Annotated in this window: 16 protein-coding genes; 6 read left to right on the top strand and 10 right to left on the bottom strand. The window is 61.4% G+C overall.

All coding sequences use genetic code 11. The features are described 5' to 3' along the window. The first annotated feature begins 565 nt into the window (after nucleotides 1–565). Genes AS026_RS35150 through AS026_RS35130 form a run of 5 tightly spaced genes read left to right on the top strand, consistent with a single transcriptional unit; the run spans nucleotide 566 to nucleotide 6,017 of the window. On the top strand, nucleotides 566–2,146 hold the full coding sequence (locus AS026_RS35150; protein WP_018859747.1) for a peptide ABC transporter substrate-binding protein: 1,581 nt from the start codon (nucleotides 566–568) through the stop codon (nucleotides 2,144–2,146). A 48-nt stretch (nucleotides 2,147–2,194) separates the two neighbouring features. Then, nucleotides 2,195–3,118 carry an ABC transporter permease subunit gene (locus AS026_RS35145; RefSeq protein WP_018859746.1) on the top strand — a complete coding sequence of 308 codons (924 nt, stop codon included), beginning with the start codon at nucleotides 2,195–2,197 and terminating at the stop codon, nucleotides 3,116–3,118. Next, nucleotides 3,115–4,032: an ABC transporter permease gene (locus tag AS026_RS35140; protein ID WP_062375524.1), complete on the top strand. Its 918-nt coding sequence runs from the start codon at nucleotides 3,115–3,117 to the stop codon at nucleotides 4,030–4,032. Before AS026_RS35145 ends, AS026_RS35140 begins: the two co-directional genes overlap by 4 nt. Before the next feature lies 1 nt (nucleotide 4,033). Next, complete coding sequence (locus AS026_RS35135) at nucleotides 4,034–5,041, top strand: ABC transporter ATP-binding protein (RefSeq protein WP_025659705.1); 1,008 nt, start codon at nucleotides 4,034–4,036, stop codon at nucleotides 5,039–5,041. Continuing rightward, nucleotides 5,034–6,017, top strand: a complete 984-nt coding sequence (locus AS026_RS35130; RefSeq protein ID WP_018859743.1) for an ABC transporter ATP-binding protein — start codon at nucleotides 5,034–5,036, stop codon at nucleotides 6,015–6,017. The genes AS026_RS35135 and AS026_RS35130 overlap by 8 nt, the downstream gene beginning before the upstream one ends. An 80-nt stretch (nucleotides 6,018–6,097) precedes the next feature. Here AS026_RS35130 and AS026_RS35125 read toward each other — a convergent pair whose 3' ends face one another. The 9 genes from AS026_RS35125 to AS026_RS35085 form a co-directional block, all read right to left on the bottom strand. Beyond that, nucleotides 6,098–7,555, bottom strand: coding sequence for an MltF family protein (locus AS026_RS35125; protein ID WP_062375522.1), 1,458 nt, complete (start codon nucleotides 7,553–7,555; stop codon nucleotides 6,098–6,100). 108 nt (nucleotides 7,556–7,663) lie between these two features. Beyond that, nucleotides 7,664–8,692, bottom strand: coding sequence for a trans-3-hydroxy-L-proline dehydratase (locus tag AS026_RS35120; protein WP_062375520.1), 1,029 nt, complete (start codon nucleotides 8,690–8,692; stop codon nucleotides 7,664–7,666). Nucleotides 8,693–8,701: 9 nt separating this feature from the next. Then, complete coding sequence (gene lhpI / locus AS026_RS35115; RefSeq protein ID WP_062375518.1) at nucleotides 8,702–10,393, bottom strand: cis-3-hydroxy-L-proline dehydratase; 1,692 nt, start codon at nucleotides 10,391–10,393, stop codon at nucleotides 8,702–8,704. 84 nt (nucleotides 10,394–10,477) lie between these two features. Next, the gene (locus AS026_RS35110) at nucleotides 10,478–11,728 is read right to left on the bottom strand and encodes an NAD(P)/FAD-dependent oxidoreductase (protein WP_062375515.1); all 1,251 of its coding nucleotides are present in this window, start codon (nucleotides 11,726–11,728) and stop codon (nucleotides 10,478–10,480) included. 7 nt (nucleotides 11,729–11,735) lie between these two features. Then, nucleotides 11,736–12,458 carry an amino acid ABC transporter ATP-binding protein gene (locus AS026_RS35105; RefSeq protein WP_018859738.1) on the bottom strand — a complete coding sequence of 241 codons (723 nt, stop codon included), beginning with the start codon at nucleotides 12,456–12,458 and terminating at the stop codon, nucleotides 11,736–11,738. Next, complete coding sequence (locus tag AS026_RS35100) at nucleotides 12,451–13,104, bottom strand: amino acid ABC transporter permease (protein WP_018859737.1); 654 nt, start codon at nucleotides 13,102–13,104, stop codon at nucleotides 12,451–12,453. The genes AS026_RS35105 and AS026_RS35100 overlap by 8 nt, the downstream gene beginning before the upstream one ends. A 12-nt stretch (nucleotides 13,105–13,116) precedes the next feature. Beyond that, a complete protein-coding gene (locus AS026_RS35095) occupies nucleotides 13,117–13,782 on the bottom strand; it encodes an amino acid ABC transporter permease (RefSeq protein ID WP_062375512.1) in 666 nt (221 codons plus the stop codon). A gap of 69 nt (nucleotides 13,783–13,851) precedes the next feature. Continuing rightward, nucleotides 13,852–14,661: an ABC transporter substrate-binding protein gene (locus AS026_RS35090; protein WP_062375510.1), complete on the bottom strand. Its 810-nt coding sequence runs from the start codon at nucleotides 14,659–14,661 to the stop codon at nucleotides 13,852–13,854. A 184-nt stretch (nucleotides 14,662–14,845) separates the two neighbouring features. Then, entirely contained in the window at nucleotides 14,846–16,363 is a 1,518-nt protein-coding gene (locus tag AS026_RS35085) for an aldehyde dehydrogenase (NADP(+)) (protein WP_062375507.1), read from the bottom strand. Nucleotides 16,364–16,513: 150 nt separating this feature from the next. On the opposite strand from AS026_RS35085, the gene AS026_RS35080 reads away from it, so the two are divergent. Next, nucleotides 16,514–17,551: an Ldh family oxidoreductase gene (locus tag AS026_RS35080; protein ID WP_062375505.1), complete on the top strand. Its 1,038-nt coding sequence runs from the start codon at nucleotides 16,514–16,516 to the stop codon at nucleotides 17,549–17,551. A gap of 159 nt (nucleotides 17,552–17,710) precedes the next feature. On the opposite strand, the gene AS026_RS35075 is transcribed toward AS026_RS35080, so the two are convergent. Beyond that, on the bottom strand, nucleotides 17,711–18,889 hold a 1,179-nt coding region (locus AS026_RS35075; RefSeq protein WP_062371485.1), incomplete at its 5' end, for an IS1182 family transposase.

Genomic DNA, 18,889 nt, shown 5'->3' with positions numbered 1-18,889 from the left:
ATGATCGCGCGGATATTCGCGCCACTGGCAGCGACCAAGCGATAGCGACCTTTGGATCGAGTGCACACTGGCCCACCTCCGCCCCGGCCCGCTTGTCGACCAGAATCAACGCACCGTTTTCCGTCAGCGTCTGCAAGCCACGGGCGAAGACCGGTGCCACCTAATCCAGTCGTTCCCCGAAATCGCGGGACAACGCAGCATTTCAAAAACAGACGGCGGCAAGATGTCGCAAACGACCCTATCGGTCATTGAATAGTCAACGTAATTCGCCGCAAAGGCATCAAAAGATGAGCCGGCTACTCTCGGTATTTGCAATCATTGATTGAATGCATTGAAGCTTGCCCATCGTACGAAACGGCACAGCACGGGCGAAATCCCTCCTTCTGCGGCGGGCCGAGCGGCTACAGACTAGAAATTATCGCGGCGGCAAGGAGTGTCGCTCGCTGCTTCATTTGGGGACTTGCAACGGCAAGCCTTTACGATAGGTTGTGCGCTGACCTGAACGTAACTGGTCATGGGAACAAACGACTAATAAAGGCGAAAAGCCTAGAAAGGTGGCCCCCATATGAACTTTCTCACGAAAAAATTCCTGGCTTCAGCCGTGCTTGGCTCACTGCTGGCCGTGACCGCGCACGCCGCGACACTCAACATCCACAATGGCGGCGACCCGCAGTCCCTCGACCCGCAGAAGCTGTCGAGCGACTATGAGAACCGCATTGCTGGCGACATCTTCGAGGGCCTCGTCACCGAAGACCCGAAGGACGATCCGATCCCGGGACAGGCTGAAAGCTGGACCGTCTCGCAGGACGGCAAGGTTTATACCTTCAAGCTTCGCGACGGCATCAAGTGGTCGGATGGGCAGCCGGTGACGGCCGGCGACTTCGTCTTCGCCTTCCAGCGCCTTGTCGATCCGAAGAACGCCGCGGAATACGCCTATCTGCAATTCACCATCAAGAACGCGGAAAAGATCAACAAGGGCGAAATCACCGATTTCAGCCAGCTCGGCGTCAAGGCGATCGACGACAAGACGCTCGAGATCACGCTTGAGAACCCGACCCCCTATTTCATCAATTCGCTGATGCACTACACCGCCTATCCGCTGCCGAAGCATGTGGTTGAAGCCAAGGGCAATGACTGGGTGAAGATCGGCAACATCGTCACCAACGGCCCGTACAAGCCAACCGAGTGGATTCCGGGCGCGTCCGTCACGACAGTCAAGAACGACCAGTACTACGGCGAGAAGGACCTGAAGATCGATGGCGTGAAGTTCTTCACGCTCGAGGATCAGGAAGCGGCTCTGAAGCGCTTTCGCGCCGGCGAATTCGACATCATGACCGACTTCCCGACGGATCAGTATGAATGGATGAAGAAGAACCTGCCGGGCCAGGCCCATGTCACGCCGTTCCTCGCCAGCTACTACTACGTCCTCAACGCCACGAAGCCGCCGTTCGACGACAAGCGCGTTCGTCAGGCCCTCTCGATGGCCGTCAACCGTGAAGTCATCGGCCCGAAGATCCTCGGCACCGGCGAACTGCCGGCCTATTCCTGGGTACCGCCGGGCACCGCGAATTATGGTGAGCCGGCCTATGTGAGCTGGAAGGACATGCCCTACAAGGAAAAGGTGGAAGAGGCGAAAAAGCTGCTCAAGGAAGCAGGCTTCGGACCTGACCACCCGCTGAAGGCACAGCTCCGCTACAACACCAATGACAACCACAAGCGCGTAGCTGTGGCGATCGCCTCGATGTGGAAGCCGCTCGGCGTACAGATCGAGCTCTACAACACCGAAACCAAGGTCCACTATGACGAGATGCAGCACGGTCAGGTCGAAATCGGCCGCGCAGGCTGGATCGCGGACTACAACGATCCTGATAACTTCCTGGGTCTACTCGTTTCCGGCGTTTCGATGAACTATGGCCGCTGGAGCAATGCCGACTTCGACAAGCTCGTCAAGGAAGCGAACGCTCAAACCGACCTGAAGAAGCGCGCCGAAATCTTCAAGCAGGCCGAACAGCTTGCGCTCGACGACAGCGCCGCCATTCCGCTTTATTACTATGTCTCGAAGAACGTGGTCTCGCCGAAGGTCCAGGGCTTCGTCGACAATATTCAGGACATCCATCGCACGCGCTGGCTGTCGGTCAAAGAATAAGGAACACCGGCCCTTCCCGCTGAATGTGGGAAGGGCCGATCCACGACCATGATCAAATATGCACTCCGTCGCCTACTGTCGACGATCCCCGTGATGTGGATCGCCGTGACACTCAGCTTTTTTGTCTTGCGCCTTGCTCCCGGCGGCCCGTTCGATGGCGAGAGGCCATTGCCGCCGGTGATCCTGAAGAACCTCGCGGCTCACTACAATCTCGACAAGCCGCTGATCGAACAATACCTGATCTACGTCTTCGACGTGTTGAAGGGCGATCTAGGCCCGTCGTTCGCCAACGAAGATTTCAGCGTTGCCCAGCAAATCATGATCGGCGTGCCTTACACGTTCACGATCGGGGGCCTCGCCTTCATTTTTGCCATCCTTATCGGCGTGACAGTCGGCTGTCTTGGGGCACTTTATCAGAATAAAGCGCCTGACTACCTCCTCGGGCTGCTCGTTCTCGTTGGCCTCGTTCTTCCGAACTTTCTGATTGCGCCTATCCTGCAGCTGGTCTTCGGTATCCATCTCGGCTGGCTGCCTGTCGGCGGATGGGGTGACGGCTCGTTCCGCTATCTCGTCATTCCGATCGTTGTGCTAGCTTTGCCACATGCGGGCCGCATCTCGCGCATGACCCGCGGCTCGATGATCGAGGTGATGAACCAGAATTACATCCGCACCGCAAAGGCCAAGGGCATCGGCCCACGGCTAACCGTTATTCGTCACGCGCTAAAGCCCGCCATGATGCCTGTCGTTTCCTATCTCGGTCCGGCGGCAAGCTACCTTCTCACCGGCTCGCTGGTTGTCGAGAGCATCTTCGGACTGCCGGGCATCGGCCGCTACTTCGTCAACGCAGCGCTGAACCGCGACTACGGCATGGTTCTCGGCACGGTCATCTTCTACATGGTCCTGATCGTCTTTCTGAACCTTCTCGTCGACATTGCCTATGCATGGCTCGATCCGAAAGTGAGAAACCGATGATCCTCAATCCAGCAAAGAGAGAGCTGCTCGCGGCCGAGCTTCTCGAGGCCGAAGGGCTTTCGCACAAGAGCCGCTCGCTGACCAGCGATGCGCTGCGTCGCCTCTCCCGCAACAAGGCAGCAGTCGTCGCCATCATCGTGTTGCTGCTCCTGATACTGGTCGCATTCATCGGCCCGTACCTGATCCCGTTCGACTACGAGGAACCGGATTGGGCGGCGTTCCGCATGCCGCCGGATATGGAAAGCGGCCATTATTTCGGAACAGATCCAAATGGCCGCGACCTGCTTGCGCGCGTGCTCTACGGCACCCGCGTCTCGCTTGCGGTTGCGGCAACTGCCACGATCGTTTCGGTGGTCATCGGGGTGCTCTATGGAGCGATCTCCGGATACATCGGCGGCAGACTCGACGCGCTCATGATGCGCTTCGTCGATATCATGTATGCGCTGCCTTACATCCTCTTCGTCATCCTGCTGATGGTGGTGTTCGGCCGAAACGTCTACCTGCTATTTGCGGCAATCGGCGCGCTGGAGTGGCTGACCATGGCTCGTATCGTGCGCGGGCAAACACTCTCGATCAAGCAGCGCGAGTTCATCGAGGCGGCACGTGCATCCGGCCAGAAACCGTTCAAGATCATCCTCAAGCACATCATTCCGAACCTGGTCGGCCCAGTGGTGATTTTCGCCGCGTTGACCGTTCCTGAAATCATCGCGACCGAAAGCTTCCTGTCCTACCTCGGCTTCGGTGTTCAGGAACCACTGACATCACTCGGGACGCTGATCGCCGAGGGCACCGACGCCATGGAAAGCATGCCGTGGCTCTTGGCCTTCCCGGCCTGCTTCCTCGTCGCCCTGCTGATGAGCCTGCTTTTCATCGGCGACGGCCTGCGCGATGCGTTCGACCCGAAGGATCGATAGAATGCAACACGAAACCAAAAACGATACGCTTCTCGAACTGAAGGACTATTCGATCACCTTTGCGACGCCGGATGGCGAGGTGAAGGCCGTCTCGAACATGAACCTGTCGATCCGGCGCGGCGAGCGCGTGGCAATCGTCGGCGAGTCCGGCTCGGGCAAGAGCCAGACCTTCCTCGGCGTCATGGGTCTGCTTGCCAAGAACGGCCGCACCAGCGGCCAAGCACTACTCGAGGGCAAGGACGTGCTGGCGCTAAAGCCGCGCGAGCTCGACCATGTCCGCGGCAAGGACATGGCCATGGTGTTCCAGGACCCGATGACCGCGCTCAATCCGTCTCTACGGATTTCCCGGCAATTGACGGAGCAGCTTGAGGTTCACCGCGGCTTCACCGCGCGGGCTGCCTCCAACGAGGCGCTCGATATGCTGAAGCGCGTCGGTATCCCCGACCCGACGCGGCGCTTCAGCCTCTACCCGCACGAGCTGTCGGGCGGCATGCGCCAGCGCATCGTCATTGCCATGGCGCTGTTGACGAAACCGAAGCTGCTCATTGCCGACGAGCCGACGACGGCGCTTGACGTGACGATCCAAGCGCAGATCCTCGATCTCTTCAACGACCTGACGGCGGAAATGAACACGGCGCTCGTCATGATCACGCATGATCTGGGCGTCGTCGCGGGCCTCGCGGATCGCGTGGCCGTCATGTATGCCGGGCGGATCGTCGAGGAAGCGCCAGTCGATGAGCTCTTCGAGGTACCGGCGCATCCCTATACCGCTGCGCTGCACGCTTCGATCCCGCGGCCGGACCAGGACGTCGATCAGCTCGCCGTCATTCCAGGCCGCCCGCCCAATCTGCAGCACCTGCCGAAAGGTTGCAGCTTCTCGCCGCGCTGTCCCATGGTCCAGAACGATTGTATCGACGCGTCGCCGAAACTTGAGATGTTGGCGAAAGGCCATTCCGCGGCCTGCTTCCATCCCTTCCCCCGCCGCGAGGAGGTTTTGAACCATGGCTGAACGATCACTCCTAAGGGTCGAGAACCTCACCACCCAGTTCGAAATTCCGTCGAAGAGTTTCTTCAAACCGCCGATGACGCTGACTGCGGTGAACAATGTCAGCTTCGACCTCAGAGAAGGCCGGACGCTGGGGATCGTCGGAGAGTCCGGTTGCGGCAAGTCCACACTTGGCCGCTCGATCCTGCGTCTGTTGAAATCGCAGAAAGGCCGCATTCTCTGGCAGGGGCGCAATCTGCTCGACCTGTCGGATGAGGAAATGCGCGCGGCTCGACGCGACATGCAGATCATCTTCCAGGATCCGATTGCCTCCCTCGATCCGCGCATGACGGTCGGCGACATTATCGCCGAACCGCTCACCGTCTTCGAGCCGAAGCTTACAAAAGCGGAACGCGTGGCGCGCGTACAGGAGATCATGGGTGCCGTCGGCCTCGTGCCTGAAATGATCAACCGCTATCCGCACGAGTTCTCGGGCGGCCAGGCACAGCGCATCGGCATTGCCCGCGCAGTCGTAACACGGCCGAAGCTGATCATCTGCGACGAGCCGGTTTCGGCGCTCGACGTGTCGATCCAGGGGCAGGTCATCACGCTCTTGCGCAAGCTTCGCAAGGAGTTCGGGCTGACGCTGATCTTCATCAGCCACGACCTTTCGGTCGTACGTCTGATCTCAGACGATGTGCTGGTGCTCTATCTCGGCAAGGTGGTCGAGGCTGGCGATTGCGCCACCGTGTTCGACAGCCCGGCGCATCCCTACACGCAGGCGCTCTTCTCGGCCGCGCCAGTGCCCGATCCGAAGCTTGCACGCAACCGGCAGCGTATCCGGCTTCAGGGCGACCCGCCCTCGCCGCTCAATCCGCCGCCCGGCTGTGTCTTCTCTCCGCGTTGCTGGAAGGCCACGGACATCTGCCGCACGGAGATGCCGCCAACGGAGCAGGTCAGGCCCGAGCAAACCGCCGCCTGCTATCACATGGACCGGTAAGCCGGCATCGACAGAACTGCAAACGGCCCGCCCGTTTTCCAGCGGGCCGTTTGACCTATTCGACACCGAAGGCATAGTCGCTAGTTCTTGGCAGGTGTGGTCGTGCTCATCGAGGCGCGCTGTGCTTCGACCCGCTCCATCAGCAGGCTGTAGGCGATGTAGTATTTGAAGATGTTGCTGACATATTGGACCGTTTCCCGGCCGACGATGGCAGCTGCGGCATTCTCGACGTTTCCGAACCAGACATTGGGATCGAGCCCCATATCCTTTGCCTTGGCGCGAAACTTCCGGAGATTTCCCGGACCTGCATTGTAGGCGGCAAACGCCATCAGCTGCTGGTCACGCGGCGAAACACCCTCCCCCTTGATGGAGACTTCAACCAGATAGCGCAGGTATTTCGCGCCGGCCTCGACATTGAGATCCTCGCTCTTGGCGATGCCGGTTATGCCGATCTCCTTGCCCGCCGCCGTGGCAGGAAGCAGTTGCATCACGCCGACGGCGCCCCTCGGACTACGCCGCGACTGGTCAAGCTGGGATTCCTGATAGCCCTGCGCCATCAGCATCAGATAGTCGAACGAGTACGTGCCCGCATGCTTGCGGAAGATTTCGACCAGTTCCTTGAAGCGATCGACATCGGCAGGCGAATAGGCACGCCGCAGCATCGTATCGCTCTTGAAATAGCGGTTGCGCAGCAGATTGCCGAAGGTCGTTCCAACCTTGTGCTGCTCGGCGAACTTGTCGAGGACGGCTTTCAACTGCGGACTATTCTTGCGGATCGCCCAGGCGATCTGCCCATGAGTGGCCACGGCGACATCAGGATGGACCTTCAATTCCGTGAACACCTTCGCCCATATGTCGGCCTTGTATTCATCGACCACCGTCCAGGGCAGGAGGCCGGCATTCACCATCTCCATGAGATCCTCGTCCTCAAGGTTCTCGTCGATCGGCTTGACTTGGATCTCCGGCTTTCCGTCCTTCTTCAATTGCTCGTTGAGCGACAGAAGATGCTCGTAGTAGCTGCTCGTCTGACGGACGCGGATTTCCTTGCCTGCCAGATGGGCGATGTTGGTAACCGCCTCCGCGGATGGCCCTGATACCAGCACCTCGCTCGCGTCGCTGTAGATCGGCGCGCTGAAATCGACGTCCTGAAGCCGCGCAGGGGTGACCGTCAAGTTGGCCATGATGATGTCGCCGAGCCCTTCCTTGAGGGCTGGAATCAATCGATCTCGCCCGGTCGGAATGAAGGCGACGCGGATGTGTTCGATCGCTTTTTTCCTGCCCTTGTTGAGCTCGGCCTCCAGGGCCGTCCCAAACTCCACCGCGGTTCCGAACTGGCGTCCCTTGTCGATGAAATAGATGGTCTTGCTGTATGGCACCAGGATACGAACGAGGCGGATCTTGGTCATAGCATCGAGATCGCCCGTATTCGGCTTCGGCATGATCCCGCCGACCTCGACGTTCGTTTGGGCGAATGCAGCAACCTGACCGAACAGAATGGTGATGATTGCAAGCACTATGCTGAAAAGAAGACGTCGCATGACTTGCCCCCAGCTGATGCTGCGAGCGTACCACGTCTGTTGCACAATCAAAGGTGTGCAGGCGCCTTGAGCGGAGATTATCCGTACCGCTCAAGGCTGGTCAGGCAATCAGCGGGCACCCCAGGTATCGGTCAACCGATAGCCTTCCGGCCAGGGGTCGGACGGATCGAGCATGTGCTGATGGGTACCTGTAATCCAGGCGCGGCCGGAGATCTCAGGCAGGATGGCCGGGCGACCGCCAACATCGGTCGTGCCGAGAATGCGGCCAGAGAACGTGGAGCCGATCAACGACACCGCAGTCAGACGATCTTCGAGCGTCATTTGTCCACGCGCGTGCAATACGGCCATGCGGGCCGACAGCGCCGTTCCCGTGGGCGAGCGATCGACCTTGCCGGGCTGGATCGCGACGGCTGCACCCGCACGTAGACCTTCGGCGGTACGCTCCACCGGACCTGCAAAGAGGCAGAAGGAGAAATGATTCCAGTCCGGATTTTCCGGGTGATGAAATCCGAGCGCGGCGTTGGCGGCATTGGTAATGCGCACGCCGAGCTTCGCAATGTCATGGGCCTCGTCGGGCGACAGGCTGAAGCCCATCGCCGCCGCATCGACGATGACAAAGCTGTCACCGCCATAGGCGGTATCGACGGTCAGCGTACCCACGCCCTCGACTTCCAGCTTCGCATCCAGTCGTTCCGCGAAGCTTGGTAGGTTATGCACGAAGATGCGCTCGGCCTTGCCGTTGCGGCACTCGGCGCGCACACGGACGAGCCCGCCGGGCGCTTCGAGGGTGATCTCGGTGATCGGCTCCTGCATCGGCAGGATGCCGCTGTCCAGCAGCACCGTGGATACGCAGATCGAATTCGATCCCGACATGGGCGGCGTATCTTCCGGCTCCATGATGATGAATGCGGCATCGGCGTCGGGATGCTTCGGTGGCACCAGCAGATTGACGTGCCGGAAAACGCCGCCGCGCGGTTCGTTCAGCACGAAATTGCGCAACGTCCCGTCTTGCGCAATCCAGCGGCTTTGCTCCCAGATCGTTTCGCCGGGCGGCGGCGTCACACCGCCGACGATGACATCGCCCACTTCGCCCTCGGCATGGGCGGAAACGACATGGATGGTCTTGGTGCTGTGCATGATACCTCCTCAGGAAAGCCAATCGGGCAACTGGGGCGGAACGCGCCCAGTCAGAGCGGCGGTGACGCAATCGGCAAGGCTGCCGAAGCGAACGGCACGACCGGAAAGGCCGGGGCCATAGTGGGCATATTTGCCCGAGTTCGTCATCAGGGAGCGGGTTCGCGTCGGGAACACAGGCTCGGAAATCGAACACCAGCAGAGATCGGGCAGGACCTGCACGCCTGCATCCTCCAATCTCTTCAACAGGCCTTCGTTGCGCGCTTCGCTGATGACCTGGCGACCGGCGGTCACGATTACCGTGACATCCGCGTGCCGGCTGCGGCCGGCAAGCGCTTCTTCCAAGGCTCGACATTCGGTCAGGGAGGCATGCGGGCTGCCAATGGCAACGAGTTCCACCTCTTCCGGCCCCTCGTTTAGAACCGTCCAGGCCGCAGCCATGTCGGCGCGCGAGATGACAACCCGATCGGCATCGTCGCGGGCCGAGCCGGCAGCTTCGGGCGTAACGCCCTCCACATGCAGCATGGGTGCAGCTGACGTGGTGCCAAAAGCGGCGCACAGCGCCTTGAGGTCGTCCTGCGAAGGCCGCGCGGAGCTTAGGCCGCGCAAAAGCGGGATGCGATCCGGCGCCGCGCGACCTGCGAGATAACCGATGAGCGGCCAGAAAGCGTCATCGACGCGCTCGGGCAATTCGACATCAATGATCCGTCGTGCCTTACGAGGTTCGTCGAGATAAACGCCAGACAGCGGCGCACGTCCCGTTAGCGCGATGCAGAGATCGAGGAAATCCGGGTGCTTTGCCGTCCGCGCGCCGAGAACGGTGTTGGCAAAGATCACTGCGTTGGACTCTGCCCATGCAATCGATTCGCCCGCCTGCGGTGCGCTATCCAGCAGGTAGGGAGAGCAGGTGAAGGTCGGGCGACAGCCCATGCGCACATAGGCATCGGCAAGCCGTGCAGCCGGGTCGCCGAAGCTTTCCGGAACGCCTTGCGCTTGCCAATTGGCGCGGTCGACGGAAATGGCGTTCATCGTCGTCGGCACGCGGACCTGCGCGCCCATATCAGCCATCTTTTCCGCAAAGGTGAGATTGGCGGGGCTCGCATAGATGCAGCCGTCGATATGGCCCTGCGTGACATCCACGAGGCCGCGCGCGCCCTGCTGCGCCGCCATGGCGCAGATGATGCGCATGGCCTGCTGCAGGGCGATGCCCTGCTGCCCGTCAAGCATGGCGCGATCTGCATCGTTGAGGTCGAGCGCAGCGGTTGCCGGAGGAGCGATCGGAATCTCCACCTCGTCTGCGACAACCGCCGTATCGCTGATCTCGGCGGTCTTCGCGCGCGAGAGCGCCGCGAAGGCCTCCGGCCCAAGCCGCACGACGGGCAGAGGCTTGCCGAACATTTCGGACGCGATCAGCGCGCCGAGCGTCAACACATCCTCGGCTTCGGAAAAAACCAGGGCGGCCGGTGCGCGACCCGTCAGGACGAGGTCGAGGAGTACGCCGGAACCCGTGCAGGATCCGCGGCTCGAGGGCATCATCAGAATGCCACCGGTGAGGCGGGTTCCGTGAAGCGGGTGGTGGACGTCGATCACCAAGCCAGTAGCGGGATCGACCCCGCCCCAGAAGCTCAATGCCTCCTTTGCGACAATGACGGGGCCATTCGCGGTACCGCCGAGAATGCTGCGATCGAGTGCGAGGGTTTTCATTTCACCACGAAGCCTTGAGCGGAGTGAGTCATTCACCAATGGGGGCTGATGCGGCCAACTGTCATTAGCGCGCTCCCGCCTCCATCAGAATCTTTGGGGTGAGAAGGATGCAATGTCGATCGCCGGCTTCTTGCCCGTGAGCAAATCCGCGACGATGCGCGCGGTGCCAGCCGACTGAGTCAGGCCAAGATGGCCGTGACCGAAGGCATAGACGACGCGCTGCGTGGCGCGGGCGTGACCGACGGCGGGCAGGCTGTCCGGCAAGGATGGGCGGAACCCCATCCACTGGACGCCGCCCTGAGGCTTCAGGCCGGGCAGGAAGCTCTGTGCCTTCTTCAGCATCGCCTCCGATCGACGGAAGTTCGGCGGAAGCTTCAAGCCCCCAAGCTCGACGGCGCCGCCCACTCGGATGCCTGTCGACAGCCGGGTAACGACAAATCCGTGCCCGCCGAAGGTAACCTGCGTGCGCAGATCGAAAGCCTCGGGAGGGAGCGTGGTATTGTAGCCCCTTTCCGTTTCGAGCGGGATATTCTCCCCGATCGTACGGGCCACCTGATGTGAAAATGCACCCGCCGATAGGACCACCTGTGCTGCCCGTCGCGAAGCGCCGCCGGAACTGACGACATCTACGCCGCCATCAACAGGACGCAGTGCGATGACCTCCGCACGCTCGATGGAGCCGCCGATGGCGCGGAAGTGGTCTGCCAGGGCAAGGGTGTAGAGCTTGGGATCGGCGATGGAGTACCAGCCAGGCGTGAAGGTGCCATGGGTGAAGCGAGGCGCGATACCAGGCTGGATCTCATTGATGCCGGCCGCATCGAGGTGATGGAACTCGATCCCATGCTCCTCCCGCGCTTTCCAGCCGGGAAGCGAAGCCTTCAGTTCCGCTTCGCCCTCATAGACCTGCAGATTGCCATCCTTGCGCAGCATGCCCACGGTGCCGGTCTCCTGCAGGAACGGCTCAAGCTCCGCCTTCGAAAGGTCCATCAGCGCGGTTTGCGCCGCAGTCGAATGGGCGACACGGCCCGGCGCGCAGGCGCGCCAGAAGCGGAACATCCATGGCGCGATCTGCAAGGCATAGGCTGGCGGCACCGAAAGCGGGCCGAGCGGATCGAGCAGCCACTTAGGTGCTTTCTTGAGGATGCCCGGCGAAGCAAGCGGCAGGATGTCGGTAAAGGCGAAGGCGCCGGCATTGCCAGCCGAGGCGCCGGCAGCGGGACCCTCCCGGTCGAGTACGACCACCGAAAGCCCCCTTGCCTGTGCCGCGATTGCAGTGGATAGCCCAACGACCCCCGCGCCGATTACGATGACATCCGTCTGAATTTGATCGTTCATCATCGCCTCAATGGGTGGCAGCGAGGAAAGCCTGCAACTCCGGATCCTTCGGCGCACCGAACAGCTCTTCCGGGGGAGCGATCTCGGCCATCACGCCCTTGTGGAAGAAGGCGACGCGGTCTGAAACCTCACGCGCAAACTTCATTTCGTGCGTGACGCAGATCATCGTCATGCCTTCGGAGGCCAGCATGCGCAGTGTGTCGAGCACTTCGCCAACCAGCTGTGGGTCGAGCGCCGAGGTGACCTCGTCGAACAGCATGTATTCTGGCGACATGGCAAGCGCACGCGCAATCGCCATGCGCTGCTGCTGGCCGCCCGACATGCGGTTAGGATAGACCTTGAGCTTCTCCCCGAGGCCGACGTGGGTGAGCTGCCTTACCGCGATCGCCTCGGCTTCCGCCTTGGAAAGGCCGAGCACTTTTCGCGGCGCAAGCATGACGTTTTCCAGCACCGTCAGATGCGGGAAAGCGTTCCACTGCTGGAAGACGATGCCGAGCTTGCGGCGAAGCTTGTTGAGGTCGGTCGCCTTGGCATGCACATCCGTCCCGTCGACAACGATACGGCCACTGTCGATGGCCTCAAGGCCATTGATGCAGGTGAGCAGCGTCGACTTCCCCGAGCCGGAACCACCGATGATGGTCAGCACCTCGCCCTTCGGAACAGTGAGGTTGATGCCCTTCAGAACCTCCAACGGGCCGAAGGATTTGCGGACGTTTTCAATCTCAATCATTGGGGGACCACCGTTTTTCGAGATACCCGCCAATCCGGGCGATGGGGAAGCTGATAATGAAGTAGACGGTGCCGCAGATCATCAGGATGAACAGCGGCTCCTGCAGCCGGGTCACGAGAATCTGCGAGGCGCGCAGCAACTCGATCAGGCCGAGCCAGAGCACCAGCGCGGAATCCTTCATGACGCCGAGCGTCAGTCCGATCCAAGACGGCAGCGAAACGCGCGTTGCGAGCGGGGCCACAATATAGCGCATGTCCTGCCACCAGGTCATGCCGAGCGAGCGAGCCGCACGGCGCGTGGTCGGCGGCACCGCGGAAATGCCACCGCGGACGATCTCCGTGCAATAGGCAGCCGTATAGAGCGACAGCACCACGCAGGAGGTCGTGAATGGGGGCCAGCCAAGCCGCATGATCGACTGCAGCGCATTTCCGAGCACAAGCTGGATCAACAAAGGCACGGAGCGGAAGACGTCGAGCGCGAAGGTCAGCGGTGCGGACCAGTAAGGTCCGAGTTCGACGCGGATCATCCCGAAGAAGATGCCGAGAACGGTTCCGGCAGCGACCGAGACGGCCGTGACCGCGAGCGTCATTCCCGCGCCTTGCGCCAGAAAGGCCAGATCACTCCAGGTGAGGGCAGTACTAAACATCTCTCACCTCTCTCAATAACGGAACATGCGCCAGGAGAGTGCCCGGGCGGCAAGGGTCAGAACCTTCGCGATGACGTAGTAGATCACGGCAGCCAAGGCGAAGAATTCAAAGGTGCGGAAGGAGCGCGCATTCAGTTCCTGCGTCACGCCGGTAAGGTCAGTGTTCATACCGACGGTTACGCCGAGCGACGTCATCAGGACCGCCCAGACCATCTGGTTGGTCGCCGGCAGAAACGCCACGCGCAGCATCTGCGGCAGCACGATCAGGCGAAAGGCCTGCATCGAGGTCATGCCGAGCGAGCGTCCGGCGCGCGTCTGCGTGTCCGGGATCGCCTTCAGCGCGCCGCGGAAATTTTCTGCCAGGTAGCCAGCGTTGTTGAAGGCAATGCCAACCAGGAGCGCGGTAAACGGCGTGAGGTGAATGCCAAAGTTGCCGAGTCCGAAATGAGCCATGTAGATCTGGAACAGCGCCGGCGTATTTCGGGCGATCTCGACCCAAGCCGTGGCGAAGCCACCAAGGATGCGGTTGCCGGATAGCCGGAACAAGGTCAGCGCGATCGCACAAGCCAGTCCGATGACCATGGACAGGAGCGCAATCTGCATCGTGACCAGCGCACCGTCGAGCATCTGCGGCAATGCCTTGAGCGCCTGGTTCCAGTGGAAGGTGTAGTTGAACATTACCGTCTCACCTTGTCGTAAAGCTGCGGCGCGAGGTCATGCCTCGCGCCGCAGGAGAAACGGTGCGGATTAGCGGTAAACGCCATTGACCGAGAGCGACGGCAGGTCGCCACCAACCCACTTCTTGTAGAGCTCGGCGTAGCGGCCGGTGCGAACCTGCTGGTTAATGAACAGGTTCAGGTAGTTGATCAGGCCGTATTCCTCGCGGTTGGTGAAGAGCGAGACGTAGTCGATGTCGAACGGTGCCTTGCCGACCACAGCGATGCCGGCGAACTTGCCGGTCTTGACGTTGGCCTGGGCAACGGTCGAGGTCGAAACGGTGGCATCGATTTGGCCCTGGCTCAACGCCAGGAATACGTCGGCTTGCGTCTGGTAAGGACGGAACTCGCCGACGCCCCAGGCCTTGACCTGTTGTTCGAGTGCGATCGCTTCGTAAGTGCCAGCGGTTGCGCCGACAACCTTGCCCTTCATGTCTTCGAAGGACTTCACGCCCGACTTTTCGTTGGCCGTAACCGCCATCTCGAAGGCGAAGTAGGGAACCGTCATGCCGACAGTCTTGGCACGCTCGAGCGTGTCGGAGGTGGAGGCCACGCCGACATCAACGCGACCCGACATCAGCGCCGGAATACGCTCAGGGAACGGGGTCTCAACGATTTCGGCGGTTACACCCAGCGCCTTAGCCAGATCGCTGCAATAGTCCACGTCGAAGCCGATCGGGTTGTTATTCTCGTCGCGCGAACCCATCGGTGGGAAGTCCAGTACTACCGCGCAGCGCAGCGTGCCCGAGCCGATGATGTCGTCCAACTTGTCGGCCTTCGCCGGGCTGGTCAGAACGGTTGCGGCAGCCAGAAGGCCGAAGGCGAGGACCGAAGGTTTCATTCTATTCTCTCTCCCAGAGTTGGATTGTCGATTGACAGCGAGGCGCACTATTCCCCTTCGGCGCGCGCAAATCAATGCTAAAATACATGAAGTATGCAAAAAGTATAAGTTGAATAGCGGTTATGTCGACAAAAAAGGGCGGCCAAGTCGTGGCCGCCCTTTGCTTTTCTACCCTTGATAGGAATCAGCCGAGAAAATCTTCCGGCAGGAGATCTTCCGGCATGTTCTGGTACGAAACCGGGCGGAGGAAGCGCCGGATCGACATTGTGCCGACGCTGGTTGCGCCGAAGTTGGTCGAAGCCGGATAGGGTCCGCCATGCACCATCGAATCGACCACCTCGACACCGGTCGGGAATCCATTGACCAGGACGCGTCCTGCCTTGCGTTCCATCACGGGGCGCAGACGACGGGCGTCGGCAATGTCACCTGCATCCATATGGATCGTCGCCGTCAACTGACCTTCGAAGCCACGAGCGAGCTTCTCCATCTCATCGATCGTCTGGACACGCACGACAAGGCCGAGCGGTCCAAAGACCTCTTCGCCCAGGGCGTGATCGGCGAGGAACTGTGCGCCGGTTGTCTCAAACAGGTTCGGAGCGGCTGAGCGGCCAGAGGACTCGCTGGCGAACAGCGATTTGACCGTATTGCGAGTTGCAAAGCGTGACTGCCCATCCTGGTAGGCCTTCGCAATGCCATCCGTCAGCATCGTCTGCGGCGCGACCTTGCCGAGCGCTTCGACCGTTGCGGCTACGAAGCGATCGGCTTCGGCGCCTTCGGTCACAACTGCAATGCCGGGGTTGGTGCAAAACTGGCCGGCGCCCATCGTCAGCGACCCGGCCCAGCCCTGGCCGAGCGCTTCAGCGCGTGCCTTCAGCGCCTCGGGCAGCAGGAACATCGGATTGACCGAACCGAGTTCACCGAAGAACGGGATCGGCTCCGGCCGCGCGGCGCAAAGATTGAAGAGTGCGCGGCCGCCGGCAAGCGAACCGGTGAAGCCAACAGCTTTGATCCGCGGATGCTGCACGAGTGCATGACCGACATCACGGTTGCCACCCTGGATCAGCGAGAAGACGCCGGGATGAACACCCGTCTTGCGAATAGCGGCCTCGATTGCCTGCGCGACGATTTCGCCGGTTCCCGGATGCGCCGAGTGACCCTTGACGACAACAGGGCAACCTGCCGCCAGAGCGGCTGCGGTATCACCGCCGGCCGTGGAGAAGGCCAGCGGGAAGTTCGAGGCGCCGAAGACGGCGACCGGGCCGACAGGGCGCTGGATAAGCCGGATTTCCGGCCGTGCCGCGGGCTGGCGGTCGGGCAGTGCCGCATCACGACGGCGGTCGAGATATTCGCCCTTTTCGATATGGTCCGCGAAGAGCCGTAGCTGACCGGTCGTGCGGCCGCGTTCGCCCTGCAGGCGAGCTTCCGGCAGGCCCGTTTCCTGGCTACCGATCGCGGTAATCGCCTCGGCGCGGGCTTCGATCTCGTCGGCGATGGCGCGCAAGAACGCCGCGCGTTCTGCGCGCGTGGAGTAGCCATAGCTCCAGAACGCATCTTCGGCGGCCTCGCAGGCGCGATTGACAAGATCTACCGTACCGACTGCAAACTGGTGGACTGGACCGTGCGCCGGCGCGGATGCAAAAGTACCCGCTCCGTCGAGCCATTCGCCCGCGACGAGGTGTTTTCCATTGGGAGTGAAGACCATCTGCGATTCCTTTCTTGAGAGCCCGTGGTGCTTTACGCGAAAATCCATCCAAAGGCGAATTGCGCATGTCAGATCTTTGTATACTCTATGTATTTATAACATCAACGCTCGATCGCCGTCGGCGGCCGGGCCATTCACGAGAGACACGAGATGAGCGACAACACCACCCTGACCGTACCGGCCCTGCAGGAGCGGGTCGATGCGATTTTCCGCAAGGCTGGCCTCAACGAGATCCAGGCCGGCGCACTCGCGCGCGTGATCGTCTCCGGAGAGCGGGATGCCTGCAAATCGCATGGCATCTACAGGATCGAGGGTGCGCTGCGGACCGTCAAAGCGGGCAAAGTGAATCCGGACGCGGTGCCGGAACTTATGCTGCAGGAGGGCTCCGCGATCGTGAAGGTCAACGCCAAGGGTGGCTTTGCCAATCCGGCCTTCGAACTCGGCTTGCCGGCTCTCGTGGAGCGCACCCGCTCGTGCGGGCTTGCAGCCCTCGTCATCAACGACTGCACGCATTTCTCCGCGCTCTGGTCGGAAGCTGAAGCCCTGACCGAACAGGGCCTCGCCGGCCTGGTCATGTGCCCGAGCTATGCAACCGTTGCGCCGACCGGCGGCAACAAACCGCTGCTAGGCACCAACCCCTTCGCCTTTGCCTGGCCGCGCGTCGGCCAGCCGCCCTACGTCTTCGATTTTGCCACGTCGGTTGCCGCGCGCGGGGAAATCGAACTGCACCGGCGGGCTGGAAAGTCGCTGCCCGAGGGCTGGGCGATCGATGCCGACGGCAATCCGACGACCGATCCGGAGGCTGCGCTTGCCGGCGCCATGCTGCCGTTCGGCGGGCATAAGGGCTCGGCCATCGGGACGATGATCGAGCTGCTGGCCGGAATCATGATCGGCGACCTGACAAGCCCCGAGGTGCTGGACTATCTCGGCACGACGACGCTGGCCCCTTTCCATGGCGAATTGATCATCGCCTTCTCGCCGGAAGCCTTCGCCGCCGGCCGGCCAGGCAATCCGTTTGCGCGGGCAGAGACCCTGTTCGAGGCCATCGTCGGCCAGGGCGCCCGCCTTCCCTCGCAGCGCCGGTATGCGGCGCGCGCAAAATCGGAGGCCGACGGCATCGCGCTGACCGCCGCCGAAATCAAGCAGCTCGAGCGATTGTTCGCGCTCGGCCTGGAGGCGGTGGCTTGAGCCACCGGCAGAAATCGCCGCCAATACAAAAAGGCCCTCCAATCGGAGGGCCTCAGACCGCTGACAAACCCGTCGATATTTTCGGCGGGTTTGTTTTTTTGGACGTTGGTTGTTTTAAGTTGGGTTCTGCGGTGGGGCGAAGTTGGCGGTCTCTGGCCCTCATGCCATGGCTGGTCTGGGTGGCTTGGTGAGCGCCATTGCGATCTTCTTGATGTTTTGGGCGGCTGCGGCCAGCAGGCACTGGCATGCGACACGGGTGAGACTTCGGAAGCGGGCATAGCGATGGCCGTGAAGCTGCTTGGCATCGGCAAACGAGCGCTCGACCGTCTCCTTGCGGCGCTTATAGATTGCCTTGCCCCAAGGGGTCAGGCGGTTGGCGTCGGTGCGCTGGCGGGCATCGGCCCAGACATGGCGGGTGATGGTGCGCACCGCCTTGGTGTTTGATGTGCAGGAGGCGAGCAGCGGACAGGTTTGGCAGATCGCCGGGTCGGATGTGTAGTGGCGATAACCGTTGCGGTCGGTGGTGGCATAGGCGAGCAGTTGGCCTTCGGGGCAGCGATAACCGTCCGTCTCGGGCTCATAGTCGAACTTCGACTTGCGCATCATGCCATCTTTGGGTGGGGTCGGATTGCGATAGCCGGTGACGCCTAGGATCTGGCGGTCCTCCAGCCCCTTGGCGATGCCGGACGTGGCATAGCCGGCATCCAGGCCGACGGCGCCGACCTCGAAGCCGAACCGCTCCCGCTGCCGGTCGAGCCGCTCGAGATAGACGATACTGTCATGCACATTGGCCGGCGTCACATGGGTGTCGGTGATGATCGCAAGCTTGCCGTCGACCGTGCGGTGGTCGAGATAGAAGAAGCCCTTCGGCTTGCCGTCGCGCACCATGTAGCCGCTGTCGGGATCGGTGCGCGACACCTTGATTTCCTTCACCTGCGGCTCACGCTCTTTGTCCTTCAGCGGCTTTTGCCCGTGCAGCGTCCGCTCCGCCTCGATCGCCCGGTCGAGATCGGCCCAATAATCGGCCCGCGACTTTTCGATCATCGCAAGATCGTATTTGCCCTTGTTGGCATTCGCCTTCAGATGCGTTGAATCCGTGTAAAGCACCGTGCCATCGACCAGCTTGTGGGCGATCGCCTGGCTGACGATATGATCAAAGATGTCCTGGGCCACCGACGTGTCGTTGAAGCGCCGGCGGCGGTTCTGCGACAGGGTCGAGGCGTCGAACACGGGATCCGTCAGCTTCAGCCGCAAGAACCAGCGGTAGGCGACGTTGACCTCGATCTCGCGCACCAACTGACGCTCCGAGCGCACGCCGAACAGGTAACCGATGAACAG

Source organism: Rhizobium altiplani (assembly GCF_001542405.1).
Classification (GTDB): Bacteria; Pseudomonadota; Alphaproteobacteria; order Rhizobiales; family Rhizobiaceae; genus Rhizobium; species Rhizobium altiplani.
This window is presented reverse-complemented; position numbering and strand designations above follow the sequence as displayed.